Annotated in this window: 14 protein-coding genes; 10 read left to right on the top strand and 4 right to left on the bottom strand. The window is 42.7% G+C overall.

Annotated features, from left to right (window positions below):
* Positions 1-18: 18 nt before the first annotated feature.
* Positions 19-243 carry an antitoxin TumA gene (tumA, locus tag ACM0OY_RS12490; RefSeq protein ID WP_414569169.1) on the bottom strand — a complete coding sequence of 75 codons (225 nt, stop codon included), beginning with the start codon at positions 241-243 and terminating at the stop codon, positions 19-21.
* Positions 244-514: 271 nt separating this feature from the next.
* On the opposite strand from tumA, the gene ACM0OY_RS12495 reads away from it, so the two are divergent.
* The 5 genes from ACM0OY_RS12495 (at position 515) to ACM0OY_RS12515 (ending at position 5,066) form a co-directional block, all read left to right on the top strand.
* Positions 515-988, top strand: a complete 474-nt coding sequence (locus ACM0OY_RS12495; RefSeq protein WP_414569170.1) for a hypothetical protein — start codon at positions 515-517, stop codon at positions 986-988.
* Positions 989-1,081: 93 nt separating this feature from the next.
* Entirely contained in the window at positions 1,082-1,396 is a 315-nt protein-coding gene (locus ACM0OY_RS12500; RefSeq protein ID WP_414569171.1) for a hypothetical protein, read from the top strand.
* Positions 1,397-1,506: 110 nt separating this feature from the next.
* Positions 1,507-4,077, top strand: a complete 2,571-nt coding sequence (locus ACM0OY_RS12505) for a tetratricopeptide repeat protein (protein WP_414569172.1) — start codon at positions 1,507-1,509, stop codon at positions 4,075-4,077.
* A 333-nt stretch (positions 4,078-4,410) separates the two neighbouring features.
* Positions 4,411-4,665 carry a hypothetical protein gene (locus tag ACM0OY_RS12510; RefSeq protein ID WP_414569173.1) on the top strand — a complete coding sequence of 85 codons (255 nt, stop codon included), beginning with the start codon at positions 4,411-4,413 and terminating at the stop codon, positions 4,663-4,665.
* Positions 4,653-5,066 (top strand): putative toxin-antitoxin system toxin component, PIN family, encoded by a 414-nt coding sequence (locus tag ACM0OY_RS12515; protein ID WP_414569174.1) that lies wholly within the window; start codon positions 4,653-4,655, stop codon positions 5,064-5,066. The genes ACM0OY_RS12510 and ACM0OY_RS12515 overlap by 13 nt, the downstream gene beginning before the upstream one ends.
* A gap of 170 nt (positions 5,067-5,236) precedes the next feature.
* On the opposite strand, the gene ACM0OY_RS12520 is transcribed toward ACM0OY_RS12515, so the two are convergent.
* Positions 5,237-5,515, bottom strand: coding sequence for a hypothetical protein (locus tag ACM0OY_RS12520; RefSeq protein WP_414569175.1), 279 nt, complete (start codon positions 5,513-5,515; stop codon positions 5,237-5,239).
* Between the two features lie 132 nt (positions 5,516-5,647).
* Here ACM0OY_RS12520 and ACM0OY_RS12525 point away from each other — a divergent pair, with 132 nt between their 5' ends.
* Positions 5,648-8,497, top strand: a complete 2,850-nt coding sequence (locus ACM0OY_RS12525) for a tetratricopeptide repeat protein (protein WP_414569176.1) — start codon at positions 5,648-5,650, stop codon at positions 8,495-8,497.
* Positions 8,498-8,850: 353 nt separating this feature from the next.
* On the opposite strand, the gene ACM0OY_RS12530 is transcribed toward ACM0OY_RS12525, so the two are convergent.
* Together ACM0OY_RS12530 and ACM0OY_RS12535 are read right to left on the bottom strand one after the other, a co-directional pair.
* A complete protein-coding gene (locus ACM0OY_RS12530; protein WP_414569177.1) occupies positions 8,851-9,507 on the bottom strand; it encodes a (2Fe-2S) ferredoxin domain-containing protein in 657 nt (218 codons plus the stop codon).
* A 77-nt stretch (positions 9,508-9,584) separates the two neighbouring features.
* Complete coding sequence (locus ACM0OY_RS12535) at positions 9,585-9,842, bottom strand: Asr1405/Asl0597 family protein (protein ID WP_414569178.1); 258 nt, start codon at positions 9,840-9,842, stop codon at positions 9,585-9,587.
* Positions 9,843-10,405: 563 nt separating this feature from the next.
* Between ACM0OY_RS12535 and ACM0OY_RS12540 the strand changes: the two genes are divergently transcribed.
* From ACM0OY_RS12540 to ACM0OY_RS12555, 4 genes are all read left to right on the top strand, one after another.
* A complete protein-coding gene (locus ACM0OY_RS12540; RefSeq protein WP_414569179.1) occupies positions 10,406-10,960 on the top strand; it encodes a Dps family protein in 555 nt (184 codons plus the stop codon).
* A 591-nt stretch (positions 10,961-11,551) separates the two neighbouring features.
* Positions 11,552-14,833 (top strand): carbamoyl-phosphate synthase large subunit, encoded by a 3,282-nt coding sequence (gene carB / locus ACM0OY_RS12545; protein ID WP_414569180.1) that lies wholly within the window; start codon positions 11,552-11,554, stop codon positions 14,831-14,833.
* Positions 14,834-15,396: 563 nt separating this feature from the next.
* Positions 15,397-16,353: an RNA polymerase sigma factor, RpoD/SigA family gene (locus tag ACM0OY_RS12550; RefSeq protein WP_414569181.1), complete on the top strand. Its 957-nt coding sequence runs from the start codon at positions 15,397-15,399 to the stop codon at positions 16,351-16,353.
* 309 nt (positions 16,354-16,662) lie between these two features.
* Entirely contained in the window at positions 16,663-17,007 is a 345-nt protein-coding gene (locus ACM0OY_RS12555; RefSeq protein ID WP_414569182.1) for a DUF760 domain-containing protein, read from the top strand.
* Positions 17,008-17,574 lie beyond the last annotated feature (567 nt).

Below are 17,574 nucleotides of genomic sequence, written 5' to 3' on the forward strand. Positions count from 1 at the left end.
GAGCAACTTTACTTTCCGTTACATACTTTGGTTTTTTTGCGCCATTCTACTTAGAGCTAAATAATGTTGGTAGTTTCCTGCCCATTCGACAAACACTTCATCGTCAGACATTTCTCCTTGGCTATATTTTGCAAAAAATTCTTCTGAATTCATTTGGTACTTTATTTCATAGGTATTTAACTGTCTGGTAAGGGCAATCAGCGCATCTAGTGGAGAGGTATATTCGATGATTTGTTTACGCATTGATTTCTCCATTCAGTTTCATCAGTTTATACTAAGCTGTCGCGCCCACAAGTTGCACTTTTTGGAACGCGTAACCTTTGGTATATCGACAATGCTTTGGAAAAGTAAAGACGCGACAGCTTAAACACTCTTATCACTTCATCTTCGAGATAGTTGATTACCTTCATATTGTAAATCTAGATAATACTCTCTCAATTACCTCTCAAGAAACGCGATCGCCTATACAAATTTGGGAATACTGAAATTAAGTCCCAATTAAGGAGTATTAAAAATGGCAGAAAATCGTGTCAGTGCCAGTTTAAGCCCAGCAGATAAGTACGCAGTCATGCAGGCAATATCCACTATTCGGGAAAAGTTACCATTTTTAATTGATTTGACCCCTGAAGACCGGCGAACAATGCTGAAGATGGGAGATAAAAGTCGGGCTTTTGTCAGCAAAGCCTTAGAAGTGGCGACACAAAACCCTAATTTTTTGCCTCGTTCTTTTGATTTAGAAGAGATGCGCCGAGACTTGGAAATATATGAGGACTTGTATCCGGTGCTTTTGTCTTTAACCCAACTGCAAGAACTGGTAGATGATACCTGTATAGCCGCTGCTAGTGAAGCATATAGCGCAGCATTAGCAGTTTATAGCTATGCCAAAGCTAGCGGTGATGTCGCAGGATTAGATGCAGTCATTGATGAGATGGGACGCAGGTTTACCCGCCGTTCTAAGAAAAAGCAAGCCGAAGTCCCAGTTAGCTAAAGCCTAAAATAGGCGATCGCAACAGTTATCAATTTGGGTAGAATACACGTTATTTGTAGGGGCGCACAGCTGTGCGCCCCTACCGCGTTTTGTATGCAAAAATTTTTCAAACCCGCGCAGGCGGGTTTTGTTTGTGTAGCCGCGACTTCTAGTCGCCAAGGCATTTTTGAGCCTCAGAAGGTCAAAGTCGAGCCTCAGAAGGTCAAAGTTGAACCTCAGAAGGTCAACATTGAGCCTCAGAAGGTCAACATTGAGCCTCAGAAGGTCAACGTTGAACCTCAAAAGGTCAAAGTCGAGCCTCAGAAGGTCAAAGTTGAACCTCAAAAGGTCAAAGTCGAGCCTCAGAAGGTCAAAGTCGAGCCTCAGAAGGTCAACATCGAGCCTCAGAAGGTCAACATCGAGCCTTAGAAGCTCAATGCATAAAAATTATCTCAAAAAAATTTCATAAATTCCGAAATACACCTTGTATATTTAGTAATTATTCTGTAGGCATTAGCACCCCAAGATTGAATCTTGTAATGAACCCACAAAACAAGCCCAAGAACCTACAAGATATTATTAAGCAACGTCAGCAATTAGGTTTTGTGGGTCGTGAAGACCAAATAAACCAATTTCGGCAAAATCTAACATTACCCCCAGAAGATGATCGCCGTTGTTTTTTGTATAACATTTGGGGTGAAGGCGGGGTTGGTAAAAGCACACTTGTACGACAGTTTCGCAAAATTGCTGAAGAAGCAAAAAATATTACGGCTTATATAGATGAAGCCGAGAAAACTGTACCAGAAGTGATGGGTCGTCTAGCTGAAGACTTGGAACGGCAAGGTCATAAGTTGCCGCAGTTTAGCGATCGCTACAAAGTTTATCGTCAAAAGCGCCAAGAATTAGAAACCGATCCCGATGCTCCTCAAGGTTTTTCGGCTTTTATGGGAAAAACTGTAGTTAAAACTGGTGTGCGTCTGGCGCGTCGAGTTCCCGTTGGCGGTGCTGTATTTGACTTTGTAGATGAGGATGCTTTAGCTACCCAAGCGGGAGAATGGGCATCTTATGTTGCTAAGAAAATCACCAATAAAGATGAGGTGCAGTTAGTTCAAGAACCTGTGGAAGTCCTGACCCCACTATTTTTACAAGATATTTTTAAAATTTGTGAGAAAACTGCTGTTGCCTTGTTTTTTGATACTTACGAACGCACCGGGGAATTCTTAGATAACTGGTTGCGAGAAATTCTAGAGGGTCGCTATGGTGAAGTATCTTTCAATATATTGATAACTATTGCTGGTCGCCAGGAATTAGATAAAAATCTTTGGACAGGCAACGAGGGGTTAATAGTTAGTTTTCCTTTGGAAGCTTTTACCGAAGAAGAAACCCGAAAATATCTCACTCGCAAAGGCATCACAAACAGCCAGCACGTTGAAGAGATTTTACGCCTTTCTGGAAACTTGCCCTTGCTAGTGGCAATGCTAACAGACGCTTATCAAAATAACCCTAACCAAATAATTGAGCCGAGCAGCAGTGCTGTAGAAAGATTTTTAAAATGGGTTGATGACCTCAAACGACGACAAATTGCTCTCGATGCTGCCATTGCTCGGTGCTTGAATCGGGATATTATCGCTCAATTGAGAGGAGAACAAGAAGCTGATGAGCTATTTACTTGGCTAAAAGAAATATCCTTTGTCAACGAACGTACCGACGGCTGGGCTTATCACGATGTCGTCAAAATGCTAATGTTACGCCACAAGCGCCTATCATCACCGCAGGGTTGGGCTGAGATACATAGCAAGCTGGCAAATTACTACGACACCCTGCGGAACAAACTGCAATTAGAAGAAGAGAAGAAACAGCGCGATCCTAGCTGGCAAAGTCACACTTTAAATGTGTTGTACCACAGCTTATGTCAGTCACCACAAAAGAGTTTATCTCTAGCTCTCAATGAATTTCTCGTTGCACTCAAAAATCAACAAAAATTTGCCCAACAATGGGCAGAAACGATGCTTCAGGCTGGTAAAGATGCTGATTCTGCTGAAGTTAAGCGTTGGGGCGAACAATTAACTAATGGTTTAAAAGCTTATAAAGAAGACCGTTATCAAGTAACGCTTGAAATGTTTACCGCACTCCTACAAAATCCCAGTATTCAGATACAATGGCAATCTATTGCTCTAGGTTGGCGCGGTGAAACTTATCGCTCAATGAAGCTTTACACGAAAGCTCTACAAGACTTTGACCGCGCCATTGAACTTGACCCTAAATATGTCTGGGCGTTCATAGAACGCGGTATAACTTACCGCTTAATGAAGCAATACACACAAGCTCTACAACAATTTAACCGTGCCATTGAACTTGACACCAAAGATACCTGGGCGATGGCAAATCGCGGTCAAACTTACCGCTTAATGGAGCAATACACACAAGCTCTACAAGACTTTAACCGCGCCATTGAACTTGACCCCAAAGATGCCTGGGCGGTCGCACATCGCGGTATAACTTACCGCTTAATGAAGCAATACAGACAATCTCTACAAGAATTTAACCGTGCCATTGAACTTGCCCCCAAGCGTGCCTGGGCGATCGCACATCGTAGTGAAACTTACCGCTCAATGAAGCAATATACGGAAGCTTTACAAGACTTAGACTACGCTGTTGAACTTGACCCCAAGCGTGTCTGGGCGATCGCAAGTCGCGGTCAAACTTACCTAATGCTTAAGCGGTACAATGAAGCTCTTGCAGATTTTAACCATGCTATTGATTTAGATTCTGACAGTAATTGGTATTTATATAATCGCGCTTTAACTTACCTAGCTCTTAACCAACCAGACAAAGCACGAACTGACCTAGTGCTTGCCATCAAGCTTGCTAAAGAAGATTACAAAAAAGATCCTAAAGACTGGAATAATGCCTTTAACTTAGCCCTTTACTATTTAGCTGCTCAATATAATCAACCAGCAGAGCAGTTATATCGCTATGTTTTATCTCAAGGTGCTTCCTTAGAGCGTATTCATGCAGCTATCCAAAACCTGAATGACTTTTTAACTGTGTTCTCTAACCATGTGCAGGCTACATCTATGCGAGAGTTGTTGCAGTCTTCTCTAACTTAGGTCATGTAATTTCTACTACAAATATTAAGCAATGTTTGAGTTGGGGTACGTCCAATACGGTTTGGTTAAAATTTTTTCATCAAAATTCTAGATCCCAAAGACGCGATAAATCGCCGTCTCTACAAAGGATTGATTATTAGACATCTGGTGAAATTAATTCTGCGTTACCCAAAACCCTTGTAGAGACGTAGCATTGCCACGTCTCTACATTCATTTTCATGCCTATGTCTATTGTAGAGACGGCGATTTATCGCGTCTCTTACTCAATTGCAAATCTCTTGATACGCTGAAATAAGAGCTTAAAAAAACTAATCCAGTTTTCCAGTAAGGACAATGCCAAAACTGACATTGAGCGATGAACAAGTAATTGAATTAGTCAAGCAACTACCGCCAGAAAGTAAACGAGTAGTATTATTAGCCCTAGCACAAGAAAGCGAACAAAACCGTGATTCTCGTATGGAGTATGCTCAAACCCAATTACGCAACTTGTGTGCCGAACGTGGTTTAAATTGGGACAATATGTCAGAAGATGAACGCGAGTCATTTATAGATGACTTAGTGCATGAGGACAGACAGTGCTACCAGTAGTAGTGTTTGATACAAATATTTTGCTCTCTGCTATTGGTTGGAAAGGTAGTCCTTATCATTGTCTTGAATTCGCACGCCAAGACCGGGTAAGAGGTTTAATATGTCAAGAAATACTTGATGAACTGACAGAAAAATTAGAGCAGAAATTGAAATTTTCTGAGATTCAGGTAATTGAGACAATAGCTGATTTACTTAGCTTTCTACAACTAGTCACAATTACCAATACTTTAAATGTTCTTACTACTGACCCAAAAGATAACATGGTTTTAGAATGTGCAGTTCTTGGTAATGCAACTCACATTGTTACAGGCGACAAACGCCATCTATTACCTCTGGGCAGTTATCAAGGTATTGCAATTGTTAGTGCTAGAGATTTGCTTACTTTGCTTACACCTCAATAATCAAACCAACTTCATCACGTTTTGCAGTTCTAAGAGGTTGTTTGAAAAGTGGTTAGCTGTGATTTTAATTACCCGCCTTAATCCCCCCTTGTCAAGGGGGGAGACCGGAAATCCAGTTCCCTCCCCTTGACAAGGGGAGGGTTAGGGAGGGGTAAAAAATATTTGATACATCAATCATGAGTTTTCAAACATCCTCTAAGCTCAACTTTGAACCTCAAAAGCTCAACGTCGAGCCTCAAAAGCTCAACGTCGAGCCTCAGAAGATCAACCTTGAGCCTCAGAAGGTCAACGTCGAACCTCAGAAGGTCAACTTTGAGCCTCAGAAGGTCAACTTTGAGCCTCAAAAGGTCAACCTTGAGCCTCAGAAGCTCAACTTTGAACCTCAGAAGCTCAACTTTGACCCTTAGAAGGTCAACATTGAACCTCAGAAGGTCAACCTTGAGCCTCAAAAGCTCAACTTTGAGCTTAAATCAATTTTAAATGCCAAAATTACCTAAAAAAAGTCCGATCGATTCCGAAATAGAGCCTGTAGCTTTAGTAGTTATCTCGTAAACATTAGCGCCTCACAATTAAATCTGGTAATGAACCCCCAAAACAAGCCCAAGAGTTTACAAGATATTCTTAAGCAGCGTCAACAATCGGGTTTTGTAGGTCGTGAAGACCAGGTAAACCAATTTCGGCAAAATTTGGCTTTACCGTTAGAGGATGACCACCGTCGTTTTTTGTTTAACGTTTGGGGTGAAGGCGGGGTTGGTAAAAGTACACTGTTACGCCAGTTTCGCAAAATTGCCGATGAAGCAAAAATTATCTCGGCTTACATCGATGAAGCTGAGAAAACTGTACCAGAAGTCATGGGTCGTTTAGCCCAAGAGTTAGAACGCCAAGGTCACAAACTACCGCAGTTTACAGAACGCTACAAAGTTTACCGTCAAAAGCGCCACGAATTAGAAACCGATCCTCAAGCTCCTCAAGGCTTTTCGGCGTTTGTCGGCAAAACTATGGTAAAAACAGGCGTGCGTCTAGCACATCAAGTTCCCGTTGGCGGTGCTGTATTTGATTTTGTAGATGAGGATGCTTTGGCTAGCCAAGCCGGAGAATGGGCATCATATATTGCAAAAAAAATTACCAATAAAGATGAAGTGCGCTTAGTTCAAGAACCTGAAGAAGTGCTGACGCCGCTATTTTTGCAAGATATTTTTAAAATTGCTAAAGAAACTGCTGTTGTTTTGTTTTTTGATACTTACGAACGCACGGGAGAATTCCTAGATAGCTGGCTACGGGAAATTTTAGACGGTCGCTACGGTGAAGTATCTCTCAATATATTGATAACCATTGCCGGTCGCCATGAATTAGATAAAAATCATTGGGCACCTTATGAGGGGTTAATAGTTCGTTTTCCTCTGGAACCATTTACAGAAGAAGAAGCCCAACAATATTTAACTCGCAAAGGCATTACTAACAGTCGCGTTGTTGAAACGATCTTACGCTTTTCTGGAAACTTGCCCTTGCTAGTAGGAATGCTAGCAGATGCTCATCCCAATGACCCCAACCAAGTATTTGAGCCTAGCAGCAGTGCTGTAGAAAGATTTTTAAAATGGGTTGATGACCCCAAGCGGCGACAAGTGGCGCTTGATGCTGCCATTCCTCGGTGCTTAAATCGAGATGTCATAGCCAAGTTAAGAGGAGAACAAGAAGCAGATGAGCTATTTACTTGGCTTAAAGAAACATCCTTTGTCAACGAACGTACCGACGGCTGGGCTTATCATGATGTGGTGAAAACGCAAATGTTACGCCACAAGCGCCTTTCATCGCCGCAAGGTTGGGCTGAGATACATAGTAAGTTAGCAGACTATTACGACACGCTAGGTAACCAATTGCAATTGCAGGAAGTAAAAGCTTGGCGCGATCGAACTTGGCAAAGCCATAAGCTCAATATTTTGTATCACCGCTTATGCCAATCACCACAAAAGTACTTACCCGTAGCTCTCAATGAATTCCTTGCAGCTCTCAAAAATCAGCGCACTTTTGCCCAATTTTGGGCAGCAACAATGCTTCAGGCTGGTAAAGATGTCGATTGTAGCGAAGTTCAGCGTTGGGGCGAGCAACTAGCCAATTGGTTAAAAGCCTATGAAGACAAACATTATGAAGCTGCCGCCCAAATGCTCACAACCCTGTTGAGCGATGCTAGCCTTGAGGACAAATGGCGTGCAGTAGCTTTAGATTGGCGTAGTTATATTTACTCTCAATCTAATCAATATTCAAAAGCTTTAGAAGATTTAACCCAGGCGATAAAGTTAGCCCCTGAAGATGTTGATTATTTAACAGTTCGAGGGATGACTTACTGCCAAATGGAGCGTTACCAAGAAGCACTGCAAGACTTAAACCGCGCCATTGAACTTGACCCGAATTATCAATGGGCGATCGCAAGTAGAGGTGTGACTTACCGCCTGATGTACCAATATGATGAAGCACTGCAAAACCTAAACCGCGCTATTGAACTTGACCCTAATGACCAATGGGCGCTGGCACATCGGGGTGTAACTTACCGCCTGATGCACCGATATGAGGAAGCACTGCAAAACCTAAACCGCGCCATTGAACTTGACCCGAATTATCAATGGGCGATCGCAAGTAGAGGCGATACTTACCGCTATATGCACCGATATGAGGAAGCACTGCAAGACTTAAACCACGCCATTGAACTTGATGTCGATTACCAATGGACACCAGCCACAGGATTTAGGGGTTTTATTTACCGACGAATGCAACGCTACCATGAAGCACCACCGCAAGGCTTAAACCGCCCCATTATACTTAACCATAATTATCAATGGGTGCTGGCACGTCGGGGTTATACTTATCGCCAAATGCAGCGATACAGTGAAGCACTACAAGATTTAAACCGTGCTATTGAACTTAATCCCAAAGATGACTGGTCGCTGATAAATAGAGGTTATACGTATCTGATGCTTAAGTCCTACAATGAGTCTCTTGCAGATTTCAATCGTGCTGTTAACTTAAAATCTGATGTCGTTTTACCTCAGAGACCTGAAACCAGTGGGTTTCCAAACTCCCGTCAGGTTTTTTATGATTGGTATTTGTATAATCGCGCTTTAGCTTATCTAGCCCTAAACCAACTAGACAAAGCACGGGCTGATTTGGCTCTTGCCATCAAGCTTGCTAAAGAGCATTACCAAAAAGATGCTAAAAACTGGCGTAATAGTTTTAACTTAGCTCTTTACTATTTGACTGCCCAATATCATCAACCAGCAGAGCAGTTATATCAATATACTTTATCTCAAGGTGCTTCCTTCAATATCCGTATAGCAATCCAAATAGCAATCCAAGACCTGAATGACTTTTTAGCTGTGTTCCCTAACCATGTGCAAGCTACATCCATGCGACAGTTGTTGCAGTCTTCTCTAACTTAGGCATTTAATTTCCAGTAGAAATTGTGAAGCGATGCCAACAGCTCGCTTTAGGAATCAATGCTGTTTTGCAGTTCTAATACCAATTTGAAAAATAATTGCGAGGGTCTTTACCTTTTTAATGACAAATTCGTTTGCTATCGCTCAACTCAATTGCATAGAAATATGAAGCGATGCCTAGTTTGGGCTAGGCCTACGCCTTTACATTATGGCCGTTTGATGACATTGTGTAGGCGATCGCTATATCGATAACTCTTGCAAAAATCTTGCAAAGATTACTGCCGAGTATCAAGGGAACACACTAAAAAATTACCATTAAATTTTCTCATTAATCAGTTAAGACTTTCCTCTCAACATCAGCAAAACTTGGGATTAACCATTGGTACTTCTTTGAAACTCTCTGGTTGTGCTGCTAAACCTTTGTCAGCAAAATGCTTATTCATCAGCGCCGGGACTTGTGGTGCTTGAATCTGGCTGTAGCGGGTTTTATCTGGCATCACTAAGTTTGGCCCGGCTTTGCAGTTTTTCATACAACCAGTGCCCTTGATTGTAACTTGGTCTTCTAAACCGCGATCGCTTAAAGCAGCCTCCAACGCCTGACAAACTGCTTTACCACCACGTTTCATACAATCAGACTTTTGACAGACCAAAATCGTTGCTTTCGTCTTCGCTGGTTTTACCTTCGCATTATCAATTGATTGTGGTTCTTGTGGTGCAGTGATGGTTTGAACTCTCGCCATTTCAGAACGCGCCGCCATCACACGTTCAGCTTTGAATGTAACTTTGTCTTTTTTTATATCGTATTTTTTGTAACCAACAACTTGCAGCCAAGTACCTCGTGGTAGCCGCAAATCAAAAGCAGCCCGTAAATCCTTAGCGAGTTTAACGTAACACTCACCCTCATTAGTACCTAGCAGTAAACCTTTTAACTTATAGCCATCTTTAATAACAAAATCTATAAATCTGCCCTCAAGGCAAAATTCCGATACTTCCAGACTATGACATGCACCCATTTTTTAACCTCCTTATAACTAATACAAGCTAACTACAGTGATATTTTCAGCACCAGAGTAAAAATTGGCGATGTAAATTAGGACTTTTGGTAACGACTTTTCCAGCAAGATTCAAGAGTCCAAATCTGGTCTTGACGAGAGGCTGTGAATCGCCTTATCACACTCCAAAGTTGAACAGCCGCAGTAGCAGAACTAATTTCAACTTGTAATGGCTGATTAGTCACACAACTACAGGGAACATCTAATTCCTTTAGGCGTTGATAGACTTGCCAGCGGTCTGCCCAATTCACTTCAACAACGTGCTTGCTTTCTACTTCTGAACTAAACGATTTCAAGAGAATTGCCCTCAAAGTGCAACAAACTTGCAGTAAATACCGCGATCTAACTTCTTACTTTTTGAAAGTCATGGGAGTTTAACCTCTTAAAACCAGCATACCTTAAGTGCAAACAATTCTCATTAACTTTGAAAAAATAATTACTGGGGACACTTCGACAAGCTACTTCGACTGCGCTCAGTACAAGTCAGTGCATCGCTGGGGACTGGGGACACTTCGACAAGCTGCTTCGACTGCGCTCAGTACAAGTCAGTGCATCGCTGGGGATTGGGTATGGGAATAGGATAAGGGGATAAAGAGAATTGGGTACAAGGGGAAAAACTTCTTACTCAAGTCACCTTGTAACCTTGCTCCTTGTCTCCTCATCTCCCCCAGTTCCCAATCACCAATCACCAATCCCCCAGCCCCTTAACATCATTCAACAAACAAATAAACTGAACAATTTTTGTAGCTAAAAATTAAAAATTTAGTTATGGCGAATAGGCCTTGCCATTATTGTGAAAATGTTAGTATATAAAGACTGAGCAGTTAAAAACTGTAACTGCTAAAGAGCGAGGAGAACAATGTCTGAAACACAAACTTTGTTACGAAATTTTGGTCATGTATATGACAATCCTGTGCTGTTGGATCACAGCGTAACTGCCCCAGTTACAGAAGGATTCAACGTTGTATTAGCTAGTTTCCAAGCACTTTACTTGCAGTACCAAAAGCATCATTTTGTAGTTGAAGGTGCAGAATTTTACTCTCTGCATGAGTTTTTTAACGAAAGCTACAATGAAGTGCAAGACCACATCCACGAAATTGGAGAGCGCTTAGATGGACTGGGTGGTGTGCCAGTTGCAACCTTCAGCAAACTAGCAGAATTAACCTGTTTTGAACAAGAATCTGACGGCGTATATTCTGCACGCCAAATGGTAGAAAATGACCTAGTTGCTGAACAAGCAATCATTGGTGTGATTCGCCGTCAAGCCGCTCAGGCAGAGAGTTTAGGGGATCGGGCTACACGCTATCTCTACGAAAAGATTTTGTTAAAAACTGAGGAACGTGCTTATCATCTGTCTCACTTCCTCGCTAAAGACAGCTTAACCTTAGGGTTTGTGCAAGCTGCTCAAAGCTAAAACTCTCATAATCTAGATTTTTCTACCTAGAGCGAAAGAAAAAGTCAGCAGCATTAACTCTTAAAATATTATAAAAAATGGCAGAGAGTAGCATTTCTATCTCTCTGCCATTTTTAATCTAAGTCAACATATTTACATCATATTTAACATTGAAAGTATTTAGCAATTAGTTGACCAACATATATTTTGCTCTCAGTAACCTATTTGTTATAAATAAACACGCAGATCTCTGGCACAATAAATCAGTATTTGTTGAAAATTCTCATCAAATTAAATAAAAAATCTTCGCAAGAACTAGAAAGAATTTAGCATCATAATTCAATAAAATTAGAAATACAAAATAATGATAGGGCATGGAGCATTGGGCATGGGGCATTGGGAGATGAGGCAGTGCTGTTAGCGGTAGCGGGGCGTTAAGCCAGTGCCCAGTGCTGAGTGGGGAATCGCACTTCTTTACTCAGATCTGGGAACTATTTTGCCCCATGCCCCATGCCCTATCAAGTTAGAAAACTTAATAATAAAAAGCACGATAGGGGATAAACACCCTTAAAATAATCAGGATTTGTATTCTCGTACTCCAAGGCAACTACTATGCCCCGCCGTGATGACCTCCGGAAGATTCTACTGTTAGGCTCTGGTCCAATTGTGATCGGACAAGCCTGTGAGTTTGACTACTCTGGCACTCAAGCCTGCAAAGCGCTGCGAGAAGAAGGCTATGAAGTGGTGTTGGTCAACTCTAACCCTGCAACGATTATGACCGACCCGGAAACAGCCGATCGCACTTACATTGAGCCGCTGACTCCGGAATTGGTCGAAAAAGTGATCGCCAAAGAACGCCCTGATGCTTTACTCCCAACGATGGGAGGACAAACTGCCCTGAATATCGCTGTTGCTTTAGCAAAAAATGGCGTGTTGGAAAAATACGGCGTTGAGTTAATCGGCGCTAAACTGCCAGCCATTGAAAAAGCTGAAGACAGAAAACTTTTTGGTGAGGCAATGGCAAGGATTGGGGTAGCTGTGTGTCCCAGTGGCACAGCGGAATCCTTAGAAGAAGCAAAAGCGATCGCTCGCCAAATTGGCACGTATCCGCTAATTATTCGTCCTGCCTTCACAATGGGTGGAAGTGGCGGCGGTATTGCCTACAACCAAGAAGAATTTGAAGAAATGGCACAGGTGGGTATAGATGCTAGTCCTGTTTCGCAAATTCTTATTGACCAGTCTTTACTTGGCTGGAAAGAATACGAACTCGAAGTGATGCGTGACTTGGCAGATAACGTAGTGATTATCTGTTCCATCGAAAACCTTGATCCTATGGGCATCCACACTGGCGATTCGATTACCGTGGCTCCCGCGCAAACCCTCACTGATAAAGAATATCAAAGGCTGCGGGATATGGCAATTAAAATCATCCGCGAGATAGGTGTGGAAACTGGCGGTTCTAATATTCAATTTGCCGTTAATCCTGTCACTGGAGATGTGGTAGTGATTGAAATGAACCCCCGCGTTTCCCGTAGCTCGGCTTTAGCTTCTAAAGCCACCGGTTTCCCCATCGCTAAAATGGCAGCCAAGTTAGCCGTAGGCTACTCCTTGGATGAAATAAAAAATGACATCACCAAGAAAACTCCGGCATCCTTTGAACCAACAATTGACTACGTAGTTACAAAAATCCCCCGCTTTGCCTTTGAAAAGTTCCCTGGTTCGGAACCAGTGCTGACAACCCAAATGAAGTCAGTGGGAGAAGCAATGGCAATTGGGCGAACTTTCAACGAATCTTTCCAAAAAGCATTGCGTTCTCTGGAAACCGGACGCGCTGGCTGGGGTTGCGACAAAGCCGAAAAATTACCCAGCGGCGAACAAATTCGTGCCCTACTGCGGACACCAAACCCCGATCGCATTTTTGCCGTGCGTCATGCCTTACAGTTAGGAATCAGTGCCGAAGAAATCTACGAACTTACTGGTATTGACCCGTGGTTCTTGGATAAGATGCAGCAAATTCTAGATGTGGAGAAATTCCTCAAGCGCACATCCTTAAAAGAATTGACAAAAGAGCAACTTTATGAGGTGAAGAGGAATGGGTTTAGCGATCGCCAGATTGCTTATGCTACCAAAACCACTGAAGATGAAGTCCGCACCTATCGCCAACAACTAGAAGTCATCCCAGTTTACAAAACTGTGGACACCTGTGCAGCGGAGTTTGAAGCGTTTACTCCTTACTACTATTCTACCTACGAAGAAGAAACAGAGGTTTTACCAGCAACTAAGCCCAAAGTCTTGATTTTGGGTGGTGGTCCTAACCGTATTGGCCAGGGAATTGAGTTTGACTATTGTTGTTGTCACGCCGCCTATGCCTTGAAAGCAGCGGGCTACGAGACAATTATGGTTAACTCGAACCCAGAGACAGTTTCCACGGATTATGATACCAGCGATCGCCTTTACTTCGAGCCGTTAACAAAAGAAGATGTCCTGAATATCATCGAAACTGAAAATCCTGTAGGCATAATAATCCAGTTTGGCGGACAAACACCCTTAAAGTTGGCTATTCCGCTTCAAGAATATTTGCAGAAATTAGGGATTAGGGAGAGTTCCCAATCTCCACTCCCCAAAATTTGGGGTACATCGCCAGATTCCATCGACATGGCAGAAAACCGAGAGCGATTTGAGAAGATTCTCAAGGAGTTAAATATTGCTCAACCACCTAATGGTATTGCTCGGAGTTACGAAGATGCCCTGATTGTCGCCAAACGCATTGGCTACCCAGTGGTGGTGCGTCCTAGCTATGTATTGGGAGGACGGGCCATGGAAATCGTCTATTCCGATACCGAGTTGGAACGCTACATGACCTTTGCGGTGCAGGTAGAACCAGACCATCCAATTTTAATTGATAAGTTTTTAGAAAATGCCATAGAAGTTGATGTCGATGCGATCGCCGACCATACAGGACGGGTAGTCATTGGTGGGATTATGGAACACATCGAACAAGCAGGAATTCACTCAGGAGATTCTGCTTGTTCGTTACCTTCGATTTCCTTACCACCGGCAGTTCTCAATCAAATTCGCACTTGGACAGTGCAACTGGCGCAAGCGTTGTCAGTGGTGGGGTTGATGAATATTCAGTTTGCCGTCATTGGTGCAAGCAGCTATTCTCCGCAAGTTTACATTCTGGAAGCTAACCCCCGCGCTTCTCGCACAGTGCCATTTGTTTCTAAAGCGACGGGTGTCCAGTTAGCGAAACTAGCATCCTTAATTATGTCAGGCAAAACCCTAGAGGAGCTACGCTTCACCCAAGAAATCATCCCGACCCATATTGCTGTTAAAGAAGCTGTATTACCCTTTAATAAATTCCCTGGAACTGATACAATATTAGGCCCAGAAATGCGCTCCACTGGTGAGGTGATGGGGATTGACAGCGACTTTGGACGAGCCTTTGCCAAAGCCGAAATGGGTGCTGGAGAGCGTTTACCCTTAAGCGGTACCGTGTTTGTATCAATGAGCGATCGCGATAAAGCAGCTGCCGCAGTTGTGGTGAAAGAATTTATCGATTTGGGCTTTAAGGTGATGGCCACACTTGGTACACGCCGGGTTCTTCTCGAACAGGGGTTAGATATTGAATTAGTACTTAAACTTCATGAAGGACGACCCCACGTCCTAGATGCAATCAAAAACCAGAAAATCCAACTGATTATCAACACACCCTCAGGGGAAGAAGCCCAGACCGATGCCAGGTTAATCCGCCGCACAGCCTTGGCTTACAAAATCCCCATTATAACTACCATCGCAGGTGCAAAAGCTACCGTCGCCGCCATCCGTTCCTTACAAACTACGACCTTGGATGTAAAAGTCATCCAAGACTACTGCAACATTGTGAGGGAGTAGGGAGTGGGGAGATGAGGGGGGGAGCAAGGGAGCAGGGGAGAAAAGTTTTTCCCCTCGCCCCCTAGCCTCTTTTCCATGCCCAATGCCCCATTCCCTATTCTGAAAAATTAAACAATCCTTACAAGATAATGACTATAGTTCTCATTGAGATATTTTAACAAATATGAGGAAGTTTCTTTGAGCCAGATAAGTAGTGAAATCGTCTTTTGGACGGTCTTAAAAGGAAAAATACTACTGCATAAACTGGAAAGACCAGGAAATTTATCCAGGTATATAGCCAAAACCTTATCAGAAAGGTTACAATTGTTAATATTAATCTAATAGAAGAATGTTTAAGAAATTACCCTTTATCTAACTGTAGATACTTGTGGAAAGTAGGAAATAGCTGTAACTTTTAGCAGTTAAGAAGCTCAATTTTGATTATTTATGAGCAGCCGAATTTATCGGGCGCGTAAGTTGCAAAGCATAAGTATGGGTTCCCAGTCAGACTGGTAGCACCCATCTAGAGCATCTATCCCTGAATGACCCTACCATCAAACCCATCATCACCAAAGAGTAGCGCCATGAAGACCGCTCAGACAGCCACAGACCTCGTGCGGACTTACCTGCGTGAGATTGGCCGTGTGCCACTCTTAACACACGAGGAAGAGATTTTCTATGGTAAGCAGGTGCAACGTTCAACGGCTTTGCACGAATCGCGGGAAAGTCTTGCCATCCAGTTAGGTCGTCAACCAACTCTAGAAGAGTGGGCAAAAGCGACACAATTAGAACCAGCAGAGTTGAACGAAGCGATCGCTGATGGTGAAATTGCCAAGCGCAAGATGGTAGAAGCCAATTTGCGGCTGGTGGTCTCTGTTGCCAAAAAGTACATCAAGCGCAACGTCGATTTACTGGACTTGATCCAAGAAGGTAGTATCGGAATGCAACGCGGCGTGGAAAAGTTTGACCCCACGAAAGGCTATAGATTTTCTACCTATGCCTATTGGTGGATTCGCCAAGCTATCACCCGTGCCATAGCAGAAAAAGCTCGTACCATTCGTTTGCCTATCCACATAACCGAAAAATTAAATAAAATTAAAAAAGCACAGCGGCAATTGTCTCAAAAATTGGGACGCGCTCCCACAGCTGGTGAGCTAGCCCAAGAATTGGAATTAACACCAAAGCAAGTGCGAGAGTATCTAGAAAAGGCGCGTTTACCCCTTTCCTTAGATTTGCGTTTAGGTGATAACTACGACACCGAACTCGGAGAAATGCTGGAAGATCCAGGAGCTTCTCCCGAAGAGTTCGTTATGCAATCTTCCCTATCTTATGACTTAGAGCGCCTGATGGGTGACCTCACGCCACAACAGAGGGAAGTAATCACGCTGCGCTTTGGGTTAACTGATGGGCAAGCACTGACTCTAGCAAGAATCGGTGAAATCCTCAACATTAGTCGGGAACGAGTCCGGCAAATCGAGCGGGAAGCCTTGACTAAACTTCGTAAATCTAAAGCCAATATGGATGAATATTTGGCAAGTTAGTCATTAGTCATTAGTCTTCTGTTACAAAGTCTGAGCGCAGGAAATCTCCGCTCAGGCTTTGCGCTTAGTCATTAGTCATTAGCAAATAACTAATGTCCAATGCCATATGCCGAATGACCAATGACTACTGAACAATTGGTGAGAAAATACGCTGCTTTTGGTACGGTTACACCCACTTTCACCAGCAAGTTAGCCTGTTACATTATTTAACAGGAAGACCAAATAGCCAATTGAGCCAAATCTAGGAAAGGCATTTAGTCTCCAAATCACGAATACCGTAGTTAGGAATGGTAGTCAAGGAGATCAAAAATGAGTAATCCATCCAATCGCGTCTCAGAATTTTTCAATAGTGAATCAGAAACTAGCGATTTGCTATGGCAGTACGTTAAGTCCTTGAGTCCTGAGACAGTTACCCAGCTATCTAAACCCACTTCTCCAGAAGTTTTTCAGGTGATGGAACGTAACATTACAGGACTGTTGGGAAATTTGCCTTCAGAACACTTTGGAGTTGCTGTAACCACCAGTCGTGAAAGCCTCGGTCGGCTTTTAGCCTCTGCGATGATTAGCGGTTATTTCTTGCGTAACGCTGAGCAAAGAATGAACTTTGAAATCGCCCTACAAGGAACTGAAACTAACAATAGCGAAATTGACTAAAAATATTACAGCATAACTCAGAATTGATGAGTCAGACTTGGCAAGTCAAACAGGTTTCTCACTAAAGTTTGAGAGGAATGCTTGTGTACTTTACCTTATTTGTAATTCGCTGTAATATTTAGGAAATTCAATATTATTGGGCTGAAGTCACTCACAGTTATGGCTGTATAGTATGAAAATAGCCATGTGCAAAATCCTTGTCTAGAATTTCCAAATATATCACATAAATATTTGACAAGATCCAAAAAACAAGCAAATTTGGATTGAAATTGATACCCAAAAAGTTCAGAGTAATGCAGAATTCATTAATTTGTTTTTCTCTAAACCTACCTAATTTGGGAATTCCTGAAACCAGAGGCGCATTTTTACAATGAATAAGAAAAACGTGTGGATAGACAAATAGCGATAAACAACATTCGCAATCAATACAAACTCGGCAGGGTTAACAGTAGTCTGCCGAGTTTTGTTATGGGGCATTGGGGAGTGCTGTTAACTTTATTCAGGGCGTTGAGCCATTGCTGAGTGCTGAGTAGTGAGTTAGAGAGAGTTTTTCTCCCCCTGCTTCCC

It is taken from the genome of Nostoc sp. CCY 9925, from assembly GCF_963920935.1.
GTDB lineage: Bacteria > Cyanobacteriota > Cyanobacteriia > Cyanobacteriales > Nostocaceae > Nostoc.

Bases quoted from the DNA above. Each gene is read 5' to 3' on its own strand.
- tumA (WP_414569169.1), bottom strand. From the start codon at position 243: ATGCGTAAACAAATCATCGAATATACCTCTCCACTAGATGCGCTGATT.
- ACM0OY_RS12495 (WP_414569170.1), top strand. From the start codon at position 515: ATGGCAGAAAATCGTGTCAGTGCCAGTTTAAGCCCAGCAGATAAGTAC.
- ACM0OY_RS12500 (WP_414569171.1), top strand. From the start codon at position 1,082: ATGCAAAAATTTTTCAAACCCGCGCAGGCGGGTTTTGTTTGTGTAGCC.
- ACM0OY_RS12505 (WP_414569172.1), top strand. From the start codon at position 1,507: ATGAACCCACAAAACAAGCCCAAGAACCTACAAGATATTATTAAGCAA.
- ACM0OY_RS12510 (WP_414569173.1), top strand. From the start codon at position 4,411: ATGCCAAAACTGACATTGAGCGATGAACAAGTAATTGAATTAGTCAAG.
- ACM0OY_RS12525 (WP_414569176.1), top strand. From the start codon at position 5,648: ATGAACCCCCAAAACAAGCCCAAGAGTTTACAAGATATTCTTAAGCAG.
- ACM0OY_RS12530 (WP_414569177.1), bottom strand. From the start codon at position 9,507: ATGGGTGCATGTCATAGTCTGGAAGTATCGGAATTTTGCCTTGAGGGC.
- ACM0OY_RS12540 (WP_414569179.1), top strand. From the start codon at position 10,406: ATGTCTGAAACACAAACTTTGTTACGAAATTTTGGTCATGTATATGAC.
- carB (WP_414569180.1), top strand. From the start codon at position 11,552: ATGCCCCGCCGTGATGACCTCCGGAAGATTCTACTGTTAGGCTCTGGT.
- ACM0OY_RS12550 (WP_414569181.1), top strand. From the start codon at position 15,397: ATGAAGACCGCTCAGACAGCCACAGACCTCGTGCGGACTTACCTGCGT.
- ACM0OY_RS12555 (WP_414569182.1), top strand. From the start codon at position 16,663: ATGAGTAATCCATCCAATCGCGTCTCAGAATTTTTCAATAGTGAATCA.